Source organism: Pseudoduganella sp. UC29_106 (genome assembly GCF_044055365.1).
GTDB lineage: Bacteria > Pseudomonadota > Gammaproteobacteria > Burkholderiales > Burkholderiaceae_D > Rugamonas.
On sequence record NZ_CP171977.1, the window covers coordinates 6,719,916 to 6,744,192 of the forward strand.

At 64.2% G+C, this 24,277-nt stretch carries 20 protein-coding genes; 5 read left to right on the forward strand and 15 right to left on the reverse strand.

What is annotated here, in order from left to right; genetic code table 11:
• Positions 1–18: 18 nt before the first annotated feature.
• The 10 genes from ACHMW6_RS33415 to ACHMW6_RS33460 form a co-directional block, all read right to left on the reverse strand.
• Positions 19–582: a TadE/TadG family type IV pilus assembly protein gene (locus ACHMW6_RS33415; protein WP_395403644.1), complete on the reverse strand. Its 564-nt coding sequence runs from the start codon at positions 580–582 to the stop codon at positions 19–21.
• Positions 572–1,039, reverse strand: a complete 468-nt coding sequence (locus ACHMW6_RS33420) for a hypothetical protein (RefSeq protein ID WP_395403646.1) — start codon at positions 1,037–1,039, stop codon at positions 572–574. The genes ACHMW6_RS33415 and ACHMW6_RS33420 overlap by 11 nt, the downstream gene beginning before the upstream one ends.
• Complete coding sequence (locus tag ACHMW6_RS33425) at positions 1,036–2,460, reverse strand: pilus assembly protein TadG-related protein (RefSeq protein WP_395403648.1); 1,425 nt, start codon at positions 2,458–2,460, stop codon at positions 1,036–1,038. The genes ACHMW6_RS33420 and ACHMW6_RS33425 overlap by 4 nt, the downstream gene beginning before the upstream one ends.
• Positions 2,457–2,717, reverse strand: a complete 261-nt coding sequence (locus tag ACHMW6_RS33430; protein WP_395403650.1) for a hypothetical protein — start codon at positions 2,715–2,717, stop codon at positions 2,457–2,459. Before ACHMW6_RS33430 ends, ACHMW6_RS33425 begins: the two co-directional genes overlap by 4 nt.
• Positions 2,714–4,069: a type II and III secretion system protein family protein gene (locus ACHMW6_RS33435; RefSeq protein WP_395403652.1), complete on the reverse strand. Its 1,356-nt coding sequence runs from the start codon at positions 4,067–4,069 to the stop codon at positions 2,714–2,716. The genes ACHMW6_RS33430 and ACHMW6_RS33435 overlap by 4 nt, the downstream gene beginning before the upstream one ends.
• A 9-nt stretch (positions 4,070–4,078) precedes the next feature.
• Positions 4,079–4,924, reverse strand: a complete 846-nt coding sequence (gene cpaB / locus ACHMW6_RS33440; protein ID WP_395403653.1) for a Flp pilus assembly protein CpaB — start codon at positions 4,922–4,924, stop codon at positions 4,079–4,081.
• Entirely contained in the window at positions 4,921–5,520 is a 600-nt protein-coding gene (locus ACHMW6_RS33445; RefSeq protein ID WP_395403655.1) for a hypothetical protein, read from the reverse strand. Before ACHMW6_RS33445 ends, cpaB begins: the two co-directional genes overlap by 4 nt.
• A complete protein-coding gene (locus ACHMW6_RS33450) occupies positions 5,462–6,271 on the reverse strand; it encodes a hypothetical protein (protein WP_395403657.1) in 810 nt (269 codons plus the stop codon). The genes ACHMW6_RS33445 and ACHMW6_RS33450 overlap by 59 nt, the downstream gene beginning before the upstream one ends.
• 69 nt (positions 6,272–6,340) lie before the next feature.
• Positions 6,341–6,781 carry a prepilin peptidase gene (locus ACHMW6_RS33455; protein WP_395403659.1) on the reverse strand — a complete coding sequence of 147 codons (441 nt, stop codon included), beginning with the start codon at positions 6,779–6,781 and terminating at the stop codon, positions 6,341–6,343.
• 17 nt (positions 6,782–6,798) lie between these two features.
• On the reverse strand, positions 6,799–6,972 hold the full coding sequence (locus ACHMW6_RS33460; protein ID WP_395403661.1) for a Flp family type IVb pilin: 174 nt from the start codon (positions 6,970–6,972) through the stop codon (positions 6,799–6,801).
• Between the two features lie 319 nt (positions 6,973–7,291).
• On the opposite strand from ACHMW6_RS33460, the gene ACHMW6_RS33465 reads away from it, so the two are divergent.
• Positions 7,292–8,344: a GGDEF domain-containing protein gene (locus ACHMW6_RS33465; RefSeq protein ID WP_395403663.1), complete on the forward strand. Its 1,053-nt coding sequence runs from the start codon at positions 7,292–7,294 to the stop codon at positions 8,342–8,344.
• A gap of 106 nt (positions 8,345–8,450) precedes the next feature.
• On the opposite strand, the gene ACHMW6_RS33470 is transcribed toward ACHMW6_RS33465, so the two are convergent.
• The gene (locus ACHMW6_RS33470) at positions 8,451–9,668 is read right to left on the reverse strand and encodes an HD-GYP domain-containing protein (protein ID WP_395403665.1); all 1,218 of its coding nucleotides are present in this window, start codon (positions 9,666–9,668) and stop codon (positions 8,451–8,453) included.
• Between the two features lie 88 nt (positions 9,669–9,756).
• On the opposite strand from ACHMW6_RS33470, the gene ACHMW6_RS33475 reads away from it, so the two are divergent.
• The 4 genes from ACHMW6_RS33475 (at position 9,757) to ACHMW6_RS33490 (ending at position 18,974) form a co-directional block, all read left to right on the forward strand.
• Complete coding sequence (locus tag ACHMW6_RS33475) at positions 9,757–10,695, forward strand: LysR substrate-binding domain-containing protein (RefSeq protein WP_395403667.1); 939 nt, start codon at positions 9,757–9,759, stop codon at positions 10,693–10,695.
• A 262-nt stretch (positions 10,696–10,957) separates the two neighbouring features.
• Entirely contained in the window at positions 10,958–14,503 is a 3,546-nt protein-coding gene (locus ACHMW6_RS33480) for an indolepyruvate ferredoxin oxidoreductase family protein (protein WP_395403669.1), read from the forward strand.
• 135 nt (positions 14,504–14,638) lie between these two features.
• Positions 14,639–17,932, forward strand: a complete 3,294-nt coding sequence (gene icmF, locus ACHMW6_RS33485; protein WP_395403671.1) for a fused isobutyryl-CoA mutase/GTPase IcmF — start codon at positions 14,639–14,641, stop codon at positions 17,930–17,932.
• 133 nt (positions 17,933–18,065) lie between these two features.
• Positions 18,066–18,974: a phytanoyl-CoA dioxygenase family protein gene (locus ACHMW6_RS33490; RefSeq protein WP_395403673.1), complete on the forward strand. Its 909-nt coding sequence runs from the start codon at positions 18,066–18,068 to the stop codon at positions 18,972–18,974.
• On the opposite strand, the gene ACHMW6_RS33495 is transcribed toward ACHMW6_RS33490, so the two are convergent.
• From ACHMW6_RS33495 to ACHMW6_RS33510, 4 genes are read right to left on the reverse strand one after another with little or no spacing between them, the layout of a single operon-like run.
• Positions 18,946–19,962, reverse strand: a complete 1,017-nt coding sequence (locus ACHMW6_RS33495) for a substrate-binding domain-containing protein (protein ID WP_395403675.1) — start codon at positions 19,960–19,962, stop codon at positions 18,946–18,948. The two genes, ACHMW6_RS33490 and ACHMW6_RS33495, sit on opposite strands and share 29 nt — an antisense overlap.
• Entirely contained in the window at positions 19,962–21,221 is a 1,260-nt protein-coding gene (locus ACHMW6_RS33500) for an MFS transporter (protein ID WP_395403677.1), read from the reverse strand. Before ACHMW6_RS33500 ends, ACHMW6_RS33495 begins: the two co-directional genes overlap by 1 nt.
• A 33-nt stretch (positions 21,222–21,254) precedes the next feature.
• Positions 21,255–21,896 carry a beta-phosphoglucomutase gene (gene pgmB / locus ACHMW6_RS33505; protein WP_395403679.1) on the reverse strand — a complete coding sequence of 214 codons (642 nt, stop codon included), beginning with the start codon at positions 21,894–21,896 and terminating at the stop codon, positions 21,255–21,257.
• Entirely contained in the window at positions 21,893–24,205 is a 2,313-nt protein-coding gene (locus ACHMW6_RS33510; protein ID WP_395403681.1) for a glycoside hydrolase family 65 protein, read from the reverse strand. Before ACHMW6_RS33510 ends, pgmB begins: the two co-directional genes overlap by 4 nt.
• Positions 24,206–24,277 lie beyond the last annotated feature (72 nt).

Genomic DNA, 24,277 nt, shown 5'->3' on the forward strand with positions numbered 1-24,277 from the left:
CTCCGGGTTGGACAGGGTTCATGGACACAGTGCATCGCCCGGCCGAAAGCCGAGCGACTCGGCGCGCATGGTCAGGGTGGACGGCGGCAGCTGCGCCGGCACCGGCACCAGCGGCATCAGGCGCACATAGGGCAGCGGCGGGCAGCCGCCCGCGCCCGCACCGTCGGCGCACAGGCGCACGCGCACGAAGCGGATGCAGCTGGCTCCATACGGATTGCTGTTGCAGTTGACGACATTGCGGGCCGGGCAGCCCGGCAGCACAGGAAGCGGCGCCAGCGTACCCGCCGCACTGAGGGAGAGGTATTCGATCCGCAGAACGTCCGGCGTCACGCCCGGCGCGAGCGCCAGCGCGCCATCGTCGGCGCGAAACAGGGCGCTGCGGCGCAGGGCCTGCATGGCGCCGGCATCGGCGAAATCGGCCGTGGCCGCGGCGCGCGCGGCACGTCGCACGACTTCCTGCTGCGTGTTCCACAAATACATCATGCGCGCGTATTCGATGGTGGCGAAGACCATCATCAGGAAAACGATGATGCAGAGGGCGAATTCCACGGCCACCACGCCGCGCTGCGAATCAGTTGCCATAGCGCTGGACCGCGTCGAACGTCAGCGGATATTCATAGGGCATGAGCGTGCCGGTGTAGCCATCGAAGAACACCGGGTCCGTGAACAGCAGCCTGATATGCACCGTCACCAGCGCTGGCATGCCGGCAAAACCCATCTGGTTGCAATCGAAGTCGTCGCATTCGATTTCGATGGCCCACGGTCTGGTATCGAGCCGCGCTCCGGCGACGGCTTCGCTGATCAGGCCACGGGCTAGGCCCAGCGCCGTCGCCTGCAGCGCCGGATCGCGGATCTGTTCGCGCGGCAGTGTGGCCAGGTAGCGCGATGCGCTGAACGAGGCTTGCTGCAGCACCGCGCTATGCAAGGTCAGGCGGGCGAAATACAGTAAGAATGGCAGCAACGCGAATGAGGCCAGCAGCAACAGCGCCGTTTCGATGGCCACCACACCGCGCTGGCTCGTCTTGCGGACGGTCTTCATCGGATCAGCTCCACATCGGCAGCCAGCGGCGGCTCGCCATTGGCGGGCACGCCCAGCACGCCGGCAAATTCCGCACTGAGTTCGGTGGCCGTGGCCGGCGCCGTCATCAGGAAGCGCGCCACGGCCAGTACGGGCGCCGTCACATACTGCCCGGCAGGGACGGGGCAGGACAGCAGCGGCACATACAGCAGACGGCGGAAGCTGCGTCCCGCCTGTGGTGGCGGCGTGCTGTAGGCCGGGTTGCGGTAGGGCGGCAGGCCCGCGCCCGGCCAGCCGATGCCGCTGATGGCCGGCGCGGAAGGATAAAGCGTCTGCCAATTTGCCGTAGCGAAGCCCAGGTTGGGCGGCGTCGCACGCAGCGCCGGGCCATAGGTCCACAGCACGCCATACAGGCCGGGCGCCACGGGCGGCAGCAGCGGCGCCGGATCGGCAATCGTGCGAAGCGGCTGGCCGCCAGCGCCGGCAGGCGTGGACTGCGCGGTCTGCAGCGCCGCCGCGTTGTTCATCCACGGCGCCTGTGCGGCGGTGTAGGCGCGGATATTGGCGTCCGGCGGCGCCGCGTCGGCATTGCAGGCGGGCGTGCTGCTGAAACGGGAGTTAAGTTGCGGCCACAGCGTGAACGCACCCGGCCGCCGCAGGTTGGCGGCGCCGCCCAACAGGTTGACGTATGCGACCTTGCCGGTGCACATGAACGGCCCGATCTGGCTGTCGTCGGTATTGGCAGGCGGGGATGGCGTGCCGGGCGGCGCCAAGGGATCAAGCAGGAAGTATTCGCCCGCTGCCGCAGCGGACGCTGGATTCAGCCGCAGCAGGTTGTAGCCCACGCCGTAGCGGAAGCCGTATTCCACCAGCTCCTGCACCAGGACACTGTTGGCGCGCGTCTGCGTGGCCGGCCCCATGGCGCAGATGGCGAAAGGCAGCACGTTCAGCGCATGCGGCCCGGCCACCGCCACACCGGCGATATCGATGGCCGGCAGGGCGACGCCCAGCACGCCCATGAAGAAGGGCTGCATTACGCCTGGCGCGCCGCCCAGCTGGCGCGTATCCACCCGGGCGTAGCGCATCGCGGCCGGCGTCGTCGCGGCCGCCGCCGCGCTGAGCCAGGCGTTGGCGGGGGCATCGGGATCGCTGCTGAACCTCAGCGCGCTGTCGTTCCACGTCAGCCGCGTGCTGCCTCCCGTATGCAGGCTGATCGCAATGTCCTGCGCCTGCGCGCCGGCCGCCGCCACGCCCGCCGCCGTGCCGTTCAGGCGCAGCGCGGCGGCCAGCGCGATGCTGTCGGCGGCGTTCTGCAGCTGCGCCTTGCGCTGGTACATGAGGCCGAGGTCCACCGCCAAGCCCGCAAAGCCCAGCAGCACGACCAGCATCAGCGCATAGATGATGGCCACCACACCATGCTGCCTGTGCCGGGGCGGTTTCATTTTTTCCCCGCGATGGGAGCACTGTCCTGCGGCGTTTCGCCGAAGGACTTCTGGTAGCGCTGCTGCGCCGCTGCGGCGCTGCGGCCATCCATGCCGCTAAGGGGCTGGGGAGCGCGCTCACGCCCGCGCCCGGCGTCTGCGTCGAGTATCTGCATGGCCAGCGCTCGGCGCGTTGCTTCGCCATGCTGCAACGCGGGTGGTTGCCAGGCAGCGCAGCCGCAGAGCAGCGCCAGCATGCACAGGGTGTAGCGCATCATGGCTGGCCTCCGTTCTGCGGCGCGTCGGTAGGGAGCGGATAGCCCGGCGGCAGCGGCTTGACCAGGTGGACAGTGACCACGAACAGCAGTTCGCTGCGGTCGTTCTGGAAATCGGTGCTGCGGAACAGCGCGCCGAGGATGGGCACGTCGCCCAGCAGCGGCAGGCCGGCAACGTTGTTGACCTGGGTATTGCGGATCAGGCCTCCGATGGCGAAGCTCTGGCCGTCGTACAGCTGCACCGTGGTGCTGGCGCGGCGCGTGGTGATCAGCGGCAGCAGGGTGCGGCCGTTGAATGTGCTGATGCCGATGCCGTCGCGCGACAGTTCCGAGACTTCCGGCGCCACGCGCAGGTTGATGCGCCCGCCCGACAGCACGGTCGGCGTGAAGCGCAGTCCCACGCCGAACTCCTTTTCCTCCAGCGTGATCTTGTTATTGTCCTGCCCCACCGGCACCAGGATCTTGCCGCCCGCCAGGAAGCTGCCTTCCTGTCCGCTTATAGCGACCACCGTGGGTTCAGCCAGCATGCGCACCAGGCCATCCTGCTTCTCTGCCTCCAGCGCCAGCCTGTTGCCGTTGGTTTTGACGAGGTTGAGCAGGCCGCGCATATTCCCGCTGACGAAATTCGACAGCAGCTTGCCGGTCCAGCTGCCGCTGCTGAAGTGCAGGTCCGCCGCGCCTTCCATGCGGTCGAGCAGGGATTTCGACACTTCCGCGACCTTCACCTCCAGCATCACCTGCTGCGGTGCGCGCACGGCCAGCAGGTTGATCACGCGCGCGTTGGCGGCCGGCGCGGCATTCTGTGCGCCCGTTGCCGTTGAGGCCAGCGCGTGCGGCGCGGCCTGCGCACCGCCGGCGGCGCCGGCGAGGGGACGCAGCGGCTCGCGCACATAGGCCTGGGCCAGTTCCAGCACCTGGGCCAGCGCCGGCCCGTCGCTCACCGAACCGCTCAATACCAGCGCATCGGCCGCCGCGCTGACACGGACTTCCCTCTCTTCTGGCAGCAACGCAGCAAGCGTAGCGGCCAGCGCGCCGGTATCCATCGCCACCGTCACATCGATCACGCTGCAGGCGCCGCTAAGCGCCTGCACGATCAGGTTGGTGCTGCCGACGCCGGCGCCGGCCAGGTAAAGCGTGTCTTGCGCCACAAGCAGGGCTTGCAGTACGGCGGGATTGCCGATGGCGCGTCCCACCACAGGTTCGGGCAGGCGCAGCATGGTCGACTTGCCCAGCTGGAGCGCAAGCTGCGCGGGTGCGGCAGCCTGGCCGCCGCAGCGCAGACCCTCAGCGCCGGCGGGCGCGGCGATTGCGCAGGCGAGGGCCAGCGCGCGGGCAAGGGCCGGAATGGATTTCATGACGCCCCCTCACAGGCATTCCCGGCTGTTGTGCACACCGTTGATCACGGCGATGCAATGCGTACGCGGCGCGGCGGCCGGCGCGGTGGCTGCTGGCTGCACACGTGCAGGCGCCGGCTGGAGTGCGGTGACCGGCGCGACTGGCGCAGGCTCGGCGCGCGCCAGCAGCACATGCCGGGTCGCTCCCGTTGTGGCGGCGGACCGGGGGTCGACCTGGTTGCGCAGCGCCAGTGACAGCTGGCCCACGCTGCGCGCCAGGTCCAGCCGCTCCGCCTGTTCCGGCGTGACTTCCAGCGTGACGGCATTGACCACGCGCGGCTTCGTTTCATCGCGCGAGACTTCCTGGGCCACGGCCAGCACCAGGATACGTTCCAGCACGATCTTGGAAATCGCATTGTCCTTGCCCTGCCCTTCCCCATCGGCCTGGGTGTTGACGAGGATGTCCACGAAATTCCCGGGCAGGGCGAATCCCGCCACGCCCACGACGTCGTTGACGCGCACGGTGATGGCGCGCCGCCCTTCCGTGATCAGGGCAGACAAGCCCCCCAGCGTGCCGGCCGGCGCCAGCTTGGCTTCCGTCAGCGGCTCGCCGCGCTGCACGCTGGTCTTCAGCACGCGGCCATTGAGCTGGCCGGGATCGCGCAGCGCGCCCTGCGGCAGGCTGGCGGACGGCCAGTCGGCCAGCCTGCCCATGTCCGGCGCCAGGCGCTGGCCCAGGTTCACGTCGGCCGCCGCCACCACGATGCGTGCGCCGCCGGGCGTTTGCCGCAGCAGCCAGCGGGAGGCCAGCACGACGGCCGCCAGGCCAAGCACGATGGCCAGGCCCATCATCGCGAAGGCGCGCCGGTTTTTCATGCGATGCTCTCGTCCAGCACGCGATCTTCGGCGCGCAGCACGGCCGGTGCGCAACCGGCGAAGATGCTGGTCCATGCCTGGTCCAGCGTGGCGGCGGAAAGGCGCGGCGGCATGCCGGCGAAGCCCGCGAAGTCGGCCACGCGGCTAATGATCTCGCGCGGCAGGCTGGCCAGCAGCGCTTGACCGCTGCCGGCGTGCAGTTCGTTGACCAGGTAGGCCAGCGAGGCCTCGTCCATTTCAACGGACAATGCACGGCACTGCTGGCGGCACAGCGTGCGGTAATTGGCTTCGGACAGCGCCCCCACCTTCACCTTGTAGCCGATGCGGCGCAGGGCTGCCGCATCCAGCAGGGCAGAGGGTTCGCAATTGGTGGCGCACACCAGCACCGCCTGGAAGGGGATGGTGAGCTTCCGGCCTCCTTGCAGCGCCAGCTGGTCCATGCCCACGTCCAGCGGCTGGATGAAGCGGTCCAGCAGCGCGGCCGCCGGCACGCGCTGGCGGCCCAGATCGTCCACAATGAACATGCCGTTGTTGGCCTTAAAATGGGGCGGCGCGTGATAGCAGCCGCTGTGGGCATCGTAGCGCAGCTCCAGCATGTCGGCGCTCAGCTCCGCACCTAGGTGCACCACGGGACGCTGGCACAGCGCCCAGCGCAGATCGCTGCTGCGATGTGGCGCGGCGCGGCCTGGCGCGGCGGGCGGCGGCAGGTGGATGGCTGGGTCGTAGACCTGGACGATTTCCTGTCCCACGCACACCGCATAAGGCACGGCCACCGTGCCTTGCAGCAGGCGGCCCAGCTTGCGCGCCAGCGTGCTCTTGCCGCTGCCCGGCACGCCGTACAGCAGCAGCGAACGCGCCGAGTACATCGCGGCGCCGGCCAGTTCGTGGATGCGCGGGATCAAGGCAATCGTCGGCAAAGACGTGGTGCACGTCGTCCGCGTTCACATCGGGCAGCGCATCGGCCTGGCGGCGCACGAGCGCGCGATAGTCGTCCAGCGGAACGGGGGCCGGGCCAACATAGGGGCGCCGCTCCAGCCAGGCCGCGGCGCGTTCGCGGCCCGGACCTGTCAGCTGGTACTGCACATCGATGTCGGTATCGCCGCGCCATGCCACTTCGGCCAGCTGCTCGGCAGAGAGGAAGTCCATCACCTCGCGCAGCACATTGATCGACAGGCGCAGGCGGGTGGTCAGGATGGGCAGGTGGGTCTTGCCCGTGATGTAGAGCGACTTGGCCACCAGCTCGGCCAGCATCTGCAATTCCAGTCCGGTGTCGCGCACGGTGCGCGGCGGGGGCGGCAGCAGGGGCTGCGGCTCCAGGGATTTGAGGATGTCTTCAGTGTCGATCATGGTGTTTCTCCAGGTGAGGAACCGATGATAGCGAGACGTTTCCATGTGGATATTGATGTGCAGCAAAGCCTAGGCGCGCGTTGCGGCGACCGCACAGGTGGTGCCCAGCGCGATGGCGAGGGCGTATGGCATGCCAGTCAGCGGCCGGCCCGTGTACCGGGACAAGGCCAGCATCAGCAGCGCCACGCCGCCGCCTGCAATGACCGTCAGCATGGCGGCCAGCGCGGCCGTAGCGGGGCCGAGGAAGGCGCCCACCATGGCCATCAGCTTGACGTCTCCCGCAGCCATGCCGCGCAGCAGGTAGAGCGGCAGGAAAATGGCGCCGCCGGCCGCCATGCCTGCCAGTCCCAGGCGCAGCATGGCCGGCGGTCCTCCGCTGGCCAGGTGCAGCAGCAGTGCTGCCGCGAGCCCGCTCACGACCAGAAGATTGGGGATGCGGCGACGGTCGATGTCGCAGTAGGCCGCCAGGCCGACCAGCGACAAAAGCAGGAAGTCAGGAAGGGTCGGCATGGCGGACGGGCGCTGGTTCAGGTGAGCGCGTTAACGATCGTAGTGAAGACAGTCGAAAGGCCGCCGCTGAGGGCGACCATTGCCGTGCCGATTGCGGCGGCCATCGCGGCCGCGATCAGGCCATACTCGATCGCGGTGACGCCACGCTCGTCCCGGACGAAGGTCCGGACTGCTGCCATAAGTGCTTTCATGATCAACTCCTTAGGAAAGAAAGCCTCTGGCACCTGGGCTGCGCGCCATTGCCTCAACTATAGAAGTCGTGCATTCGAGCAACTTGATGCACCGCAAGATTTCCGCTCGGAACTTTTCCTGCAGTGTTTGATGTTCTATGTCAAACTGGCGCGTCACCGGCACGCTAGATTGATGGCAGTAAACGTGGTGTTTTTAATGAAAAGGCGCAAAGACAATTGCCCTTAATACAAAAAGACATTATGCTGATCAGCTGTCTTTTGGAAAGGCCTCGTGCTTGGTGTCACTGTGAGCCTTGAATACCGGAAACATTAAGCGCAAATGGATTCCCTTCTGAAACATATGGTGGACATGACTGGCCACCGGGATCACACGATGCTCGACATCTCTGTGATTTCGGCGGTACAGGAACTGGCCTCCGCTACACAGACCCGGGTGCTCAGCCTGGTGAATGTGCGCGGCCAGTTGTTTGTGCGTCCACGCGCCATCATCGAGCGCGGCCAGCCGGCCCGTATGGAGGAGATCGCCGATCCGGCCAGCCCGGGTGAGCCGATTGCGCAATACCCTGCCCTGGCGCGCTGCATCGCCCAGCATGAGTCCAGCGCGGACTACATGAACGCGGCCGGCGAACACACGCTGTGGCTGCCCATCTGGATGGGCGACAAGGCCGACACCTGCCTGGAAATCATCAATCCGACGCCCTACACCAGCGATACCATCCACATCATTGGCGGCATCGTCAGCGTTTATCGCAATTTCCAGAACCTGCTCGACTACAGCGAGCGCGATTCCCTGACCGGCCTGCTGAACCGCAAGACTTTCGACGATCAGCTGTCGAAAATGCTGCAGGCCAGCAGCGTAGAACAGGATGCACTGGTGGCCGTGCCACCGGACGGTCATGAACGCCGCCAGCACAGCGACGAAGAAAAGCAGTGGCTGGCCGTGGTGGATGTCGACCATTTCAAGGCGGTCAACGACAAGTTCGGCCACCTGTACGGCGACGAGGTGCTGATCCTGATCGCCAACCTGCTGACGTCATCGTTCCGCGCGCAGGACCGCGTGTTCCGCTTCGGCGGCGAGGAGTTCGTGGTGCTGCTGCGCTCTTCCACGCTGGAGAACGCCAAGAAAATCATCGAACGCTTCCGCAAGAATGTGGAGGAGCATGAGTTCCCGCAGGTGGGACGGGTGACGGTTTCGGTGGGGTTCGTCAGCATCAGCGCCTATGAGGCGCCGGTGATCATTCTCGGCCGCGCGGACCAGGCGCTGTATTACGCCAAGAGCCATGGACGGAATATGGCTTGCCATTATGATGAGCTGGTGAGCAGCGGCAGGCTGCACACGGTTGAATCCAACGATACGGCGGAATTCTTCTAGACGCACACACGGCGGATCAATGATCCGCCCTACACGCTGAGGGCCATAAGCGTTAACGGTAATTTTGCCGAGGTGCGTAGGGCGGATCATTGATCCGCCGTCTCAGCTACGCCAAGGTCATAAACCTCATCGGGTCCACATTCCATTTGGATGGCGTCTCGTAACCGACGATCTTGTCCCCGCCGCCAAAACCGAGGCCGCGCGAGAGGTCGAGCGTTTCGGGCTTGATATAGACCTTGGTCTTCGTATTGAAGAACACATTCACCTTCGGCGCCAGCAGGTTGGTTTCGTGCGGTTCGACCACCACGCCCAGGCGCCCGGACTCGAGCAGCACCAGCGTGCCGACCGGGTAGATGCCCACGCAGCGCATGAATTCCTGCACCAGCTGCTGGTTGAAATGGTGCTTGCTCCACTCATAGATCTTGCGCAAGGCCGCCGCGGCGGGAATGCCCTTGTGGTAGACGCGGTCGGCGGTCAGCGCGTCGTACACGTCGACGATGGCTGCCATCTGGGCCAGCTCGCTGATCTCGTCGCCGGACTGCTTGTCCGGGTAACCGGTGCCGTCGCGGCGCTCGTGGTGATGGCGCGTGATGTCCAGCGCAATCGCAGGCACTTCGGGCGACTGACGCAGGATGTTCCAGCCGTCCTCCGGATGCCTCTTGATGATAGCGAATTCCTCGTCGGTCAGGGGGCCCGGCTTGTTCAGGATTGCGTCCGGCACCATGGCCTTGCCGGTGTCGTGCAGCAGGCCGCCGATGCCGGCCTGGCGGACGGTGTCGGCATCCATACCGCGCGCATTGCAGAACGCCACCAGCAGCGCACAGACGCTGACCGAATGCAGGAAGGTGTAATCGTCCTTGGTCTTGATGCGGAGCAGGCCGAGCAGGGCGCCGGGATTGCGCAGGATGGATTCCGTGATGTTCTGCACCACCGGCTGCACCGCGCCGATTTCGATGGCTTTTCCGAGGCGGGCGTCCGCCATCACATTGCGCACCACGCCGGCCGCCTGGTGGCGGATCTGGGCTGCGCGCTGCAACTCTTCACCCAGCGATGTCCTGGCGATGCGGGCAGGCTGCTGCGCCAGGACGGCCAGTTCGCGCTCCGTTTCGGCCTGGGCCTCGGCCAGGGTGGGCGCGTCCACGTCCAGCCCTTTCTCGCTGTCGATGACCACGTCGTGGATGCCGGCCTTGATGATCTTGGCGATCTCATCGTGGGTGGCGATGACGAAGCGGTTTCGGACAAAGGGATGGGTCATCCAGTCGCAGCTCAGGTCGTGGATGTACATGCCAACCTTCAACTGGGAGGAATCGACTTTCTTGAGCATTCTTTACCTGAATGATGAAGGAGCGCGGAACAAGTTAGAATAAGTATAAATGTTTCCCAATGAAATGACTACTTAACAATATATACAAATGGAACTGCGTCAGCTGCGTTACTTTGTTGCCATAGTCGACCACGGCTCCCTGTCGCGGGCGGCGCTCGTCCTCCATGTAGCCCAGCCTGCACTCACGCAGCAGCTGCGCCAGCTGGAAGACGAGCTGGGGGCGCAGCTGCTGCATCGCAGCGCCCAGGGCGTGGTCAGCACGGATGCGGGCAAGGTGTTTTATGAGCACGCCCAGGCTATCCTGAAACAGGTGGCCGATGCGCGCTCGGCTGTTACGCAATCGGCGCGCCCCTCGGGCAGCGTGACGATGGGCTTGCCGCATAGCATCTCCGCCGCCCTCGCCCTGCCCCTGCTGACGGCGGCGCGCGAGCAGTATCCGGACATCACCCTGCAATTGACCGAGGAACTGACCGGCAACCTGGCCGAACAGCTGAAAAGCGGCCGCGTGAACCTGGCCGTGCTGTTCGACGATGGCCAGCTGACGCCTTTCAACACCACGCCGCTGGCCGAGGAGGCGCTGAGCTATATCTGCCGCGCCGATTTCCCTGTCTTTGAGCGTGGCCAGTCGATCAAGCTGAAACAGGCGCTGCAGACCACACTAATCCTGCCGGGGCTGCAGCATGGGGTGCGTCCACGCATCGAGGCGGTGGCACGGGCGGCCGGGCTGGTGGTGGGCAATGTCATTGAAATCAATTCGATTGCCATCCTGAAGTCGGCCATCATGGCGGGCATGGGGGCAACCATTTTGCCGGTGGCGCCGGTGTTGCCGGAAATCGAGCGCGGCGCCATGCGCGCACACAATGTTGAAAATCCGTCCATCAGCAGGACGGTGGTGCTGTGCGCTTCGCGCAATATTCCGCTGACCAATGCAGCCAACGCTATCTCGGCACTGGCGCAGCAGGTTGCCGCCGACCTGTGCGCCAGCGGTGCCTGGCCGGGCGCGGCTCCCGTTAAACCAGCGGCGTAACCAGGGTGTCAGGCACCCCATTTGTTACGGCGCGATTAGTCGAACCATAACAATTGGGGTGCCTGACACCTGCTCTTGGGCTATCGTTTTTTCTTATACCCCCATCCCCAATTCGTATTTCCGTATACGTAAAGTAAACCGTACACTCGAATGCTGAGATGGGCCGCAAACCCGCGGCCACAGTGTCCAGGCAAGGACGCGCCTACCCGGCGCCTACCGCAGCCGAACACGCACCGAATCATGAATTTTGGAGACAGCCACCATGTCCGCTACCACGGCGAACGGCAGCAACACGCCTGCACTGAGCAACGTCAGCCTCGACGATAAGTACACCGCCACTTCCGGCAAAATCTTCCTCTCCGGTATTCAAGCCCTGGTCCGCCTGCCGCTGATGCAGCAAGTGCGCGACAAAAAAGACGGCCTGAACACCGGCGGTTTCATTTCCGGCTACCGCGGTTCGCCGCTGGGCGGCCTGGACGAGAACCTGTGGAAAGCCAAAAAGCACCTGGAAACGCACAATGTGCAATTCGTGCCGGGCGTGAACGAGGACCTGGCGGCAACGGCCGTCTGGGGCTCGCAGCAGGTTGACCTGATCGGCCCGGCCAAATATGACGGCGTGTTCGCCATGTGGTACGGCAAGGGCCCGGGCGTGGACCGCTGCGGCGACGTCTTCAAGCACATGAACCACGCCGGCACCTCGAAGCACGGCGGCATCCTGCTGGTGGCCGGCGACGACCACGGCGCTTACTCCTCCACCCTGCCCCACCAATCCGACCACATCTTCTCGGCCTGCATGATCCCCGTGCTGTATCCCTGCAATGTGCAGGAATACCTGGACCTGGGCGTGCACGGCTGGGCCATGTCGCGCTTTTCCGGCTGCGCCGTTGCCTTCAAGGCGCTGGCCGACACCGTGGAATCGAGCGCTTCGGTGGATGCGAACCCGTTCCGCGTCGATGTGAAGATTCCACAGGACTTCGTGATGCCGGAAGGTGGCCTGAATGCCCGCCTGTCCAGCATTCCGCTGGGCCAGCAGGCGCGCAATCAGGAAGCCCTGATGCAGGACTATAAGATCTACGCAGCGCTGGCCTATGCGCGCGAGAACAAGCTGAATCACACTACCATCGATTCGAAGGACGCCAAGCTGGGCATCATCGCCTCCGGCAAGTCCTACCTGGATGTGCTGGAAGCGCTGGAAGAACTGGGCATCGATGAAGACATGGCCGCCAAGGTCGGCCTGCGCCTGTTCAAGGTGTCGATGCCATGGCCGCTGGAGCCGGACTCGGTGCGCGAATTCGCCCAGGGCCTGGACGAGATCCTGGTGGTGGAAGAAAAGCGCCAGTTCGTCGAGTACCAGCTGAAGGAACAGCTGTACAACTGGCGCGACGACGTGCGCCCGCACATTATCGGCAAGTTCGACGACAAGGGCGAATGGGTGGCGCCGCGCGGCGAATGGCTGCTGCCACCGAAGGCCGACTTTTCCGTGTCCCAGGTGGCGCGCGTGATCGCCGGCCGCATCGCCCGCTACATTGCCGACACCAATATCCAGGACCAGATCAAGGACCGCCTGACCTTCCTGGAAGCGAAGGACGCTGTGCTGAAGAAGGCCATCGAGACGCCATTCCGCCCCGCCTTCTATTGCTCCGGCTGCCCGCACAACACCTCGACCAAGGTGCCGGAAGGCTCCTTCGCCCTGGCCGGCATCGGCTGCCACGTGATGGCAACCTCGATCTACCCGGAGATGAACAAGCTGACCACCCATATGGGCGGCGAAGGCACGCCGTGGATCGGCCAGGCGGCGTTCTCCAAAGTGCCGCACGTGTTCCAGAACCTGGGCGACGGCACCTACTTCCACTCCGGCTACCTGGCGATCCGCGCTGCCGTGGCGGCAAAGGTCAACATCACGTACAAGATCCTGTACAACGACGCCGTGGCAATGACGGGCGGCCAGCCGGTGGACGGCACCGTGTCCGTGCCGATGATCGCGCAGCAGATGGCTGCAGAAGGCATCAAGCGCATTGCGCTGGTGACGGAAGACCTGTCCCGCTATACCGACCGCTCGGCCCTGCCGGCCATCGTTTCCCTGCACGACCGCAAGGAGATGGATGCGGTGCAGCGCGAACTGCGTGAACTGCCAGGCTGCACGGTCATCATCTACGACCAGACCTGCGCCGCCGAGAAGCGCCGCCGCCGCAAGAAAAACGAATTCCCGGACCCGAACAAGCGCATGGTCATCAACGAAGCCGTGTGCGAAGGCTGCGGCGACTGCGGCATCCAGTCCAACTGCGTCTCGATCCTGCCGAAGGAAACCGAGTTTGGCCGCAAGCGCACCATCGACCAGTCTTCCTGCAACAAGGACTACAGCTGCACGAAGGGCTTCTGCCCTTCCTTCGTGACCGTTGAAGGCGGCACGCTGAAGAAGTCCAGGACCGGCGTGGCGAAGACCGATGACTGGGGCGACCTGCCGCAGCCTGCACTGCCGGCCTGCGAGAACCCATACAACATCCTGATCAATGGCATCGGCGGCACCGGCGTGATTACCGTCGGCGCGCTGATGGGCATGGCCGCCCACCTGGAAGGCAAGGGCGCTTCCGTGCTGGACATGACCGGCATGTCGCAGAAGAACGGCTCGGTGACGTCGCATGTGAAGATCGCCCGTACGCCGGCCCACCTGCGCGCACAACGCATCGCCACCGGCGAAGCGGACCTGATCCTGGGCTGCGACATGCTCACTTCGGGCGCTGCCGATGCCGTGTCGAAGATGCGTCCGGGCCGCACCCTGGCCGTGGTCAACCTGCACGAGCAGCCGCCAGGCACCTTTGCGCAGAACGCCGACTGGGAATATCCGGTGGGCGACGTGAAGGCGCTGATCACTGAATCGGCCGGCGGCGAAAGCGCAGTCGACTTCATCGACGCGACTAAGCTGGCTACCGCCCTGATGGGTGATTCGATTGCCGCCAATCTGTTCATGCTGGGCTACGCCTGGCAGCGCGGCCGCATCCCGCTGAGCGAAGGCGCCCTGCTGCGCGCCATCGAGCTGAATGGCGTGGCCGTGGAGTCGAACAAGAAGAGCTTCCTGTGGGGCCGCCGCGCCGCCGTGGACCTGAAGCGCGTGGAGAAGACCGCTACGCCGACACAGGCCATCGTGGTGCAGATGCCGCAATCGTTGGAGAATGTGATCAAGAAACGCGTGGACTTCCTGACCGCTTACCAGGACGCCGCTTATGCCGCTTCCTATGAGGAGCTGGTGTCGCAAGTGCGCGCCAGGGAATCGGCGCTCGGTCTGGGCAACAAGCTCTCCACCGCCGTAGCGAAGTCGCTGTTCAAGCTGATGTCCTACAAGGATGAATACGAAGTGGCGCGCCTGTACACGGACGGCCGCTTCGTCGAGCAGCTGAAGCAGCAGTTCGAGGGCGACTTCTCGCTGAAGTTCAACCTGGCGCCGCCGCTGTTCGCGAAGAAGGATGCCAAGGGCCATCTGGTCAAGGCGGAATACGGTTCGTGGATGTGGAAGGCCTTCACGCTGCTGGCCAAATTCAAGGGCCTGCGCGGCGGAGCGCTGGATATCTTCGGCCACACCGCGGAGCGTAAGATGGAGCGTGCGCTGATTACCGAGTACCGCGCGCTGGTTGCCGAGCTGCTGGCTGGCCTGAACGCCAATAACCATGAGCAGGCCGTGGCACTGGCTGCGCTGCCGGAGAAAGTGCGCGGCTTTGGCCATGTGAAGGAGAAGGCAGTGGAGACTTATCACGCCGACAAATCGCGCATGCTGGCCGCGTTCAAGGGCGGCAAGCACGCTCACGCCGCTTGATCAAAACCAACGGCGTAAATCTAGTGTCTGCCACATCGTGGCAGACACTTGGTTCACGACTTGGGTTCTAAAAGCTTGACTTGACGTTAACGTAAACGTCATATAATGAAAAATCTACCGTTCCAAGGATTCCCAATGAACGATCTCGCCACCGCCAAGAAACTCGCCACTGAGCCGGAACAGTACAAGCCTGCGAACAAAGTCCGCTTTGTGACCGCCGCTTCCCTGTTCGACGGCCACGACGCCTCGATCAACATCATGCGCCGCATCCTGCAGTCCAACGGCACCGAAGTGGTCCACCTGGGCCACAACCGCTCGGTCGACGAAGTGGTCACCGCGGCCCTGGCGGAAGACGTGCAGGGCATCGCCATTTCCAGCTACCAGGGCGGCCATGTCGAATACTTCAAATACATGATCGACCTGCTGCGCCAGCGCGGCGGCGCCCACATCAAGGTGTTCGGCGGCGGCGGCGGCGTGATCGTGCCGCACGAGATCAAGGACCTGCACGACTACGGCGTGACCCGCATCTTCAGCCCGGAAGACGGCCAGCGCATGGGCCTGGCCGGCATGATCCAGTGGATGGTGCAGCAGTGCGATATCGACCTGTCCACCTACTCCCCCACTTCGCTCAAGCCGCTGAAGGATGGCGACATCGAACAGCGCCACCGTCCGCTGGCACAGCTGATCACCGCGCTGGAAAACGGCAAGGCGGACGCCAGGCTGGTGAAGGAAATCCACAAGGCGGCAGAAGGTCTGTCCGTGCCGACGCTGGGCATCACCGGCACCGGCGGCGCCGGCAAATCCTCGCTGACCGATGAACTAATCCGCCGCATTCGGCTGGACCAGGGCGATGCACTGAACATCGCCGTGATTTCGATCGACCCGTCGCGCCGCAAATCCGGCGGCGCACTGCTGGGCGACCGTATCCGCATGAACGCCATCAATCCGTGGGCCGGCCACGCGCGCGTGTTCATGCGCTCCCTGGCGACCCGCGAAGCCGGCTCCGAGATTTCCCAGGCGCTGCCTGACGTGATCGCGGCGTGCAAGGTCGCCGGCTTTGACATCGTGATCGTGGAAACCTCCGGCATCGGCCAGGGCGACGCGGCCATCGTGCCGCACGTGGATGTATCGATGTACGTGATGACGCCGGAATTCGGCGCCGCTTCCCAGCTGGAGAAAATCGATATGCTGGACTTCGCGGACTTCATCGCGATCAACAAGTTTGACCGCAAGGGCGCGCAGGACGCACTGCGCGACGTGGCCAAGCAATACCAGCGCAACCGCGAACTGTTCGCGAAGCGTCCGGAAGAAATGCCTGTATTCGGCACCCAGGCTTCCCGCTTCAACGACGATGGCGTGACCGCGCTGTACCAAGGGCTGCTGCCGAAGCTGGCCGAGAAGGGCCTGAAGACCAAGGCCGGCATCCTGCCGCAGGTGGACGTGCGCTTCAGCACCGGCAAGAACGTGATCGTGCCGCCGGCACGCGCGCGCTACCTGGCCGAGATTGCGGACACCGTCCGCGGCTACCACAAGAACACGCACAAGCAGGTCAAGCTGGCGCGCGAACGCCAGCAGCTGCAGGAATCCAAGCGCATGCTGGCGGTGGCCGGCAAGTCCGTGGCGGACTTCGATGACCTGATCGTCGAACGCGATCACGCGATGGAAGCGGGCGCCAAGAAGCTGCTGGCCATGTGGCCGGACATGCAGGCCGCCTACTCCGGCGACGAATACGTGGTGAAGATCCGCGACAAGGAAATCCGCACGGGCCTGGTGCAGCAGACGCTGTCCGGCACCAAGATCCGCAAGGTTTCGCTGCCGAAGTTCGAGGACCACGGCGAGCTGCTGCGCTGGCTGATGCTGGAAAACGTGCCGGGCTCCTTCCCGTTCACGGCCGGCGTGTTTGCCTTCAAGCGCGAAGGCGAAGATCCGACCCGCATGTTCGCGGGCGAAGGCGATGCCTTCCGCACCAACCGCCGCTTCAAGCTGGTTTCCACCGGCATGGACGCGAAGCGCCTGTCCACCGCGTTCGACTCCGTCACGCTGTACGGCGCCGACCCGGCCATCCGTCCGGACATCTACGGCAAGGTCGGCAACTCCGGCGTGTCGATCGCCACGCTGGACGATATGAAGGTGCTGTACGACGGCTTCAATCTGTGCAGCCCGAGCACCTCGGTATCGATGACCATCAACGGTCCGGCGCCGACCATCCTGGCGATGTTCATGAACACCGCCATCGACCAGCAGGTTGCAAAATTCGTTGAAGAGAACAAGCGCCAGCCGAGCGACGACGAGTTCCAGAAAATCAAGGACTGGGTGCTGCAGAACGTGCGCGGCACCGTGCAGGCGGACATCCTGAAGGAAGACCAGGGCCAGAACACCTGCATCTTCTCGACCGAGTTCTCGCTGAAGGTAATGGGCGATATCCAGGAATACTTCGTGCACCACCAGGTGCGCAATTTCTATTCCGTGTCTATTTCCGGCTACCACATTGCCGAAGCGGGTGCGAATCCGATTTCGCAGCTGGCGTTCACGCTGTCGAACGGCTTCACCTTCGTGGAAGCCTACCTGGCGCGCGGCATGCACATCGACGACTTCGCACCGAACCTGTCCTTCTTCTTCTCGAACGGCATGGATCCGGAATACACGGTGCTCGGCCGCGTAGCGCGCCGCATCTGGGGCGTAACCATGCGCGACAAGTACGGCGCCAACGACCGCAGCCAGAAGCTCAAGTACCACATCCAGACTTCCGGCCGTTCGCTGCACGCGCAGGAGATCGACTTCAACGATATCCGCACCACGCTGCAGGCGCTGATCGCGATCTACGACAACTGCAACTCGCTGCACACCAACGCCTATGATGAAGCGATCACCACGCCGACCGATGAATCCGTGCGCCGCGCGCTGGCGATCCAGCTGATCATCAACCGCGAATGGGGCCTGGCGAAGAACGAGAACCCGAACCAGGGCGCCTTCATCATCGAAGAACTGACCGACCTGGTGGAAGAAGCCGTGCTGCAGGAGTTCGAGCGCATCGCCGAGCGTGGCGGGGTGCTGGGCGCGATGGAAACCGGCTACCAGCGCGGCAAGATCCAGGAAGAGTCCCTGCTGTACGAGCACAAGAAGCACGACGGCTCGCTGCCGATCATCGGCGTGAACACCTTCCGCAACCCGAAAGGTTCGGAAGCGCCGGCCACCATCGAACTGGCCCGTTCCACCGACGATGAGAAGCAGTCGCAGCTGACGCGCCTGGAAGAGTTCCACGCCCGTAATGCCGACAAGGCGCCTGCCGCCTTGGCCGCGCTGCAGAAGGCCGCCATCGACAACGAGAACGTGTTCGCCAAACTGATGGACGCCGCCCGCGTCTGCTCGCTGGGCCAGATCACGACCGCGCTGTTCGAGGTGGGAGGCCAGTATCGCCGCAATATGTAATCGAAAGTGACGCGGAAAGTGGCGGTCCGCCGCCACTAGTACATGATCAATTGTAGCGATTGATTTTGGTCAATACCATCCGGTAACGGCTGGCTAACCTCATTGAGCCACGTGGCCTCCGTGAGGGACCAAAATGAAATACGCGCGACTTACCCCGGGACAGGGCTTCCGGCCCGTCAACAGCTTCCTTTACTACCTGCAGCGCATTGTCGTGTCGCCACGCCTGCGCCGCCTGTGCATCCGCGCCTTCCGCAACTGGGTTCGCATGCGCAGGGGCGGCGGCACAGCGGCCGGCGCCGCCACGCCTACGCAGCGCCAGCTGCTCGATACCCTCCGCTCCGATGGCTATTCCCCGCTTGGCCCCCTGCTCTCGGAAGCGCAGTGCGGCGACATCCACCGCTATTTTGCGGACAAGCCGCTGACCGGCCGCGGCGACGGCGCTTCCGGCTATATCATCAGCGAAGCCCCACCCGATGCCCGGATAGCCGAATACAGCCTGCGCGACATCGTCGGCTGCCCGCACATCCTGGAACTGGCCAACGACCGCAAGCTGCTGCAGCTGGCGTCCAGCTATATCGGCTGCAAACCCACGATTTCCCAGCTCGGCCTGCGCTGGTCCTTCCCCGTCCAGGAAACGCGCAGCGACCTGCAAACCTTCCACCGCGACTCGGAAGACTGGCGTTACCTGAAAGTGCTGGTCTACCTGACCGATGTCGGCCCCGGCGACGGCCCCCATGTCTATGTGCGCGGCACACACCTGACCAAGGCGTCGATGCGGCTGCGCGTGCAGAGCGACAGCGAAATCGCGCAGCAATACGGCAAGGACAAGCTGATCGTCGCCACCGGCAGCCGCGGCTCCGGCTTCGCGGTGGACACCGCCGGCATCCACAAAGGCTCCCGCCCCGCCGACAAGCCGCGCCTGATGCTGCAGATCCAGTATTCCCTGTTCCGCAGCTACGCCTACGTCTACGAACCCCAGCCCTACCGCGGCTGGCCGCCGTTCGACCGCTACATCAACCGCCTGATCCTGGCCTTCCCATAGTCGCCCCCTGCAGCAGCGCCGGCTGCCACAATACCTGCAGCGATTCCGCAGGTGCCCCTTCGACCAGCGCCTGCAGCATGCCGGCCATTTTTGCACCGGCGGCAGCGGCGTTGGGCTGGTCGATGGTGGTGACGTCGATGTCGGAGAGGGCGTCGGCCATGCTGCCCCAGACGATGAGGGAAATATCTTCGCCAATACGGATGCCGGCATCGAGCAGGGCGCGCACGGCGCCAACGCCGGCCAGGTGGTTGTCGACGATGACGGCGGTCGGGCGCGGGCTGCAGGCCAGCAGTTGCTGCATGGCCGTGTAGCCGCTGCGGCGGTCGATGCTGGCTTCGGCCAGGAAGCGCGGGTCGCAGGCCAGGCCGGCGCCGGCCAGCGTGGCGAGGAAGCTCGCGCGGCGCTGGGCAGCGAAATTCATTTGCAGCGGCGCGCTGACCATGGCGATGCGCTGGTGGCCGAAGGACAGCAGGCGCTCCACGGCCATGCGGATGCCTGCCTCATTGTCGTAGTCGAACCAGGCGTAAGGCGCGTCGATCTGGGTGCGGCCGTGCGCCACGAAGGGGAAGCCGGCTTGGGCAAGGTAGGCGATACGGGGATCGTGCACCAGCGTGCGACTGACTACCAGGCCGTCCACCCGCTTGCCGCGCACCATCTGCTCATAGGACGGCATCTCGTTCGACGGCGACACCGGCGCGATGATCAGGTTCATCTTGCGCGCTTCGAGTGCTGCGGCCATGCCGCCCACCACGTCCAGGAACATGGCGTCGCCCAGGTCGGCCGGCAGCAGCGGATAGATAATGCCCAGCACATTGCTGCGCCCCACCGCCAGGCTGCGCGCCATCGGATTGGCCTGGTAGCCTGCTTCCTGCGCCGCCTTCAGCACGCGCTCACGCGTGAGGGGACTGACTTCGGGGTAACCGTTCAGCGCGCGGCTGACGGTGGTCTTGGACATTCCGAGCTGATCGGCGAGGCGCTTGAGGTTCATCAGGAAATTATAGCGGACGCGTTCAACCCATCGTCCGTGCCATCCACCGCCCGTTTGAAGAAGTACAGCGTCACCAGCACCACCGAGATCGGCACCAGCGTCAGGTAGAAGGCCGTATGGCCACTGAAGGCGCCAAACACATAGCCGGTGATCAGCGAGCCCGTGGTACCGCCCAGTGCCGAGAAGATCACCAGCAGGCCGGTCATCGCCGAGTGCTGGTGCTTGGGCAGCGACGACAGCATCACGGAATTGATGCCGGGGTAGACGGGCGCCATGAACAGGCCAATCAGCGGGAACAGGAAGGCGGCCAGCGGCGCGCTGCCCCAGCTCACATTGGGATCGAGGGCCACGTCATGCGTCAGCGGCAGCGCCACCAGCACGATCACGCCCATGCCGACCAGGCAGACATTCATTACCGGATACCAGTTCATGCGGCGCATCAGCACACCGGCCGACAGGCGGCCCAGCGCAAGGCAGGCTGCGAAGATCGACGTCACCTGCACACTCATCGCCGCCGGCAGCTTCAGGATCTCGTTATTGAAGGTCGGCAGCCAGGTACCGACGCTCTGCTCGATCAGCACATACAGGAAGGCCGTGATGATGAAGACGCACACCAGCGGCTTGAAGAACAGCTTCAGCATGGCGGCAAAATCCTGTGCCAGGCTGCGCTGCTCGGGCGCTACGGCGAGGTGCTCGTCGAATTCGGTCGTCAGCAGCAGAACGAAGGTCAGCGCGCACAGGGCCGCCAGCACCCAGTACACATGCAGCCAGCTTTGCGATTTCGGATTGGCGGAATCGATGAAGAAGCTGAACACCCAGTAGGCGCACAGCACGCCCACCATGAAAAAGCCTTCCAGCGTGTTCATGATGCCGGCATGCTGGCGGCGGTCCTGGGCGATCAGGCCCAGCGTGGAGTAGACCGACACCTTCACCAGCGCGAAGGAAACGCCGACCGACAGGAAGAGCAGCTTGGTGGTCAGGAAGCCCGGCGCCATCGGCATCGCGAGGCAGGCCACCGTCACGATGGCAAGACCGGTCAGCATGGCGCGCTTGTAGCCCAGGCGCGGCAGGAAGGACGCCACCAGGAAGGACACCACCGCGATCGGCAAGTCCTTGAAGCCTTCCAGCACACTGGCGGCCGACTTGCTCACTTCGTAGTTGTTGATGACCTGCAGGATTACCGTGCCCACGCTGTTCAGCAGGATCGCAAAATTGAAATAGATCAGGAACAGGATGTAGAGGACGCGCTGGTTTTTCATTAATGTCTCCGTCTTTATTATTGTTATGGTTTTTTAGTAGTCCTGCAGCTCGAAGTGCGCCAGGCTGGGGATCACCCTGTCAGCCTGCTGCAACACTGCCGGGTCGCCGATGCCCAGGGCCCACATGCCGGCAGACTTGATCGACGCCACGCCAGCCACGGCGTCCTCTACGCCCAGGCAGTCGGCCGGCGATACACCCAGCTCGGATGCGGCTTTCAGGAAGATTTCGGGGTCGGGCTTGCCGCGCTCGATCTTCGCGGCATCGACCACGTAATCGAATTTGTCCGTGATGCCCAGCATTTCCAGCACCGTGAAGGCATTCTTGCTGACGGAGGCCAGCCCGATCCTGAGGCCCGCAGCGCGGCATTCGTCCAGCGCCTCGAGCGCGCCAGGCAGCAGGTCGGCCGGCGACATGGTGGCGATCAACTCCTTGTAGTGCTCATTCTTCTCGTGGGCCAGCGCCAGCTTTTCATCCTGCGTGTATTTGCGCGGCGAAGAAGCGAGGATCAATTCCAGTGAGCCCATGCGGTCGATGCCTTTCAGGTGCTCGTTGAAGGCTTCGTCGAAATGCACGCCCTGCGATTCGGCCAGGCGCTTCCAGGCCAGGTAGTGATAGCGGGCGGTATCGGTGATCACGCCATCGAGGTCGAAGATCACGGCTTTGAATGTGCTCATGGCAGCTCCTTGACGGGCGACGAGGCGGTGACTTCAACACGGTCGCCGCGGTGGGTGAAGGCCAGCACGTCGCCGTGCAGCAGCTTGTATTCGGTCTTGCCCGCGCTGACGCGCACCTGCAGCAGGCAGCCGTGCAAATGGATGCGGAACTGATAGTGCTGCCACTGCGCCGGCAGCGTGGGCGCGAAACGCACCTCGCCTTCCACCACGCGCATGCCTGCAAAGCCGTAGGCGACGCCCATCCAGGTGCCCGCCATTGCGGCAGTGTGCACGCCGTAGTGGGTGTTGCCGTGGGTGTCGTCCAGGTCCAGGCGTGCAGTCTCCATGAAGTATTCGTAGGCCTTGTCGTGATAGCCCACTTCGGACGCGATGATGCTGAAGATGCAGGAGCTGAGCGAGGAGTCGTGGGTGGTCACCGCCTCGTAGTAGTCGAAGTCGCGCTTCTTGTCTTCCAGCGTGAACTGATCGCTCAGGAGCAGCAGCGCCAGCACCACGTCAGCCTGCTTGCAGACCTGGTGGCGGTAGATCACCATCGGGTGATAGTTCAGCAAGAGCGGATAATTTTCCTTCGGCGTGTTGGCGAAATCCCACACTTTCCTGGACAGGAAGCTGTCGTCCTGCTCGTGGATTTTCAGCGTTTCATCGTAGGGCAGCAGCATCAGCTGCGCGGCACGGCGCCATTCGGCAGGCTCGTTGGCATTCAGCTGCACGGCGGCGGCGATGCGTGCGAATGCCTCGGGCTGCTGCGCCGCCAGGTGCTCGGCGATGGACGCGGCAAAGTTCAGGTGCATCTGCGCCATCGCATTGGTGTAGTAGTTGTTGTTCACCAGGGCCGTGTATTCATCGGGGCCGGTGACTTCGTTGATGACGAAGCGGCCTTCGCGGTTGTAGCTGCCGATGCCGGTCCAGATACGCGCCGTTTCCATCACGATCTCGGCGCCATACTGCAGCAGATAGGACTCGTCGCCGGTCGCTTCCATGTACAGCTTGATGGAATAAGCGATGTCGGCGTTGATGTGGTACTGCGCGGTGCCGGCCGGGAAATAGGCTGAGCACTCTTCGCCCGCGATGGTGCGCCATGGGTAGAGTGCACCCTTGGCATGCGACATCTGGCGGGCACGCTCGCGCGCGAACGGCAGGCCGGCATAGCGGTATTCCAGCAGCTTGCGCGCGATTTCGGGTTTGTTGTACAGGAAGAAGGGGAAGATGTAGATCTCCGTGTCCCAGAAATAGTGGCCTTCGTAGCCTTCGCCCGTCACGCCCTTTGCGGAGATATTGGTCCTGCCGTCGCGGCCGACCGACTGCAGCAGGTGGAACTGATTGAAGCGGATGCCTTGCTGGAGCGCGTCGTCGCCGGCGATTTCGACATCAGCCTGGGCCCAGAAGTCGGCCAGATAGGCGGCCTGCTCGGCAACCAGCGCTTCGAAACCGGCGGCTTGCGCGGCCTGCAGTGTCTGGCGGCTGCGGGCCGCCAGCTCACTCTCCGCGTAGTCGCGCGAGCTGTAATAGCTGCCAAATTTGGTGAGGCGGATTTCGACATCCTGCTGCGCCGGCACCATGTAGATTTGTTCAAGGCGCAGGCCATCCTGTGCTGCGCCCTGCTCGTGCGGGACGCTCACTTCGGTCAGCGCGGCGCTTACCAGCATGAAGCCGCTGTTGAGCGTGCGTTGCAGCAGCGCACTGTAATGCGGCTCCAGATCCGCGCCCAGCAGGTGCAACGCCGGGCCGGACACAGCGGAACCCACGCGTGGATCATCACCGGCTTCCTGGTTCTTCACCGCGCCATCGATGGACGACAGCACTTCCACCTTGCCCGAAAAATTCAGCGGCGTGACGGCAAACTCGATCGCGAACAAATGCTTGTTGGCGAAGCTGACCAGGCGCCGGCTGCGGATCGCGGCGCGGCGGCCCTGCGGCGAGGTCCACACCAGAGAACGCTCCAGAACGCCGGTACGGAAGTCCAGCTTGCGCTCATAGTTTTCCACCTGGCCCGCCAGCATGTCGAAGCGCTCGCCTTCCAGCCACAGGCTGACGCCTTTGGCGTTCGGCACATTCAGCATGAACTGATTGGTTTTCGCCAGCGCGAATGCGGCTTCGGGATAGGTGATGGGCTCGGATTCATAGAAGCCGTTCAGGTAGCTGCCATCCAGCGAAGTGCCGGCCGGGCCGCCATAGCCCTCCTCCAGTGTGCCCCGCAGGCCGATGTAGCCATTGCCGAGGGCGAACAGGGTCTCATCGAGGAAATTCGAGGCCGTGTCGAAGGAGGTTTCGCGGATACACCAGGCGTCTAGTGGATAAGTATGTGGCATCTTCGTCCTTTTTCGCGACTCAAACCGGTTTGGATTCGCGCCGCGTCGTTATCGTCATTACATTCGTCAGGG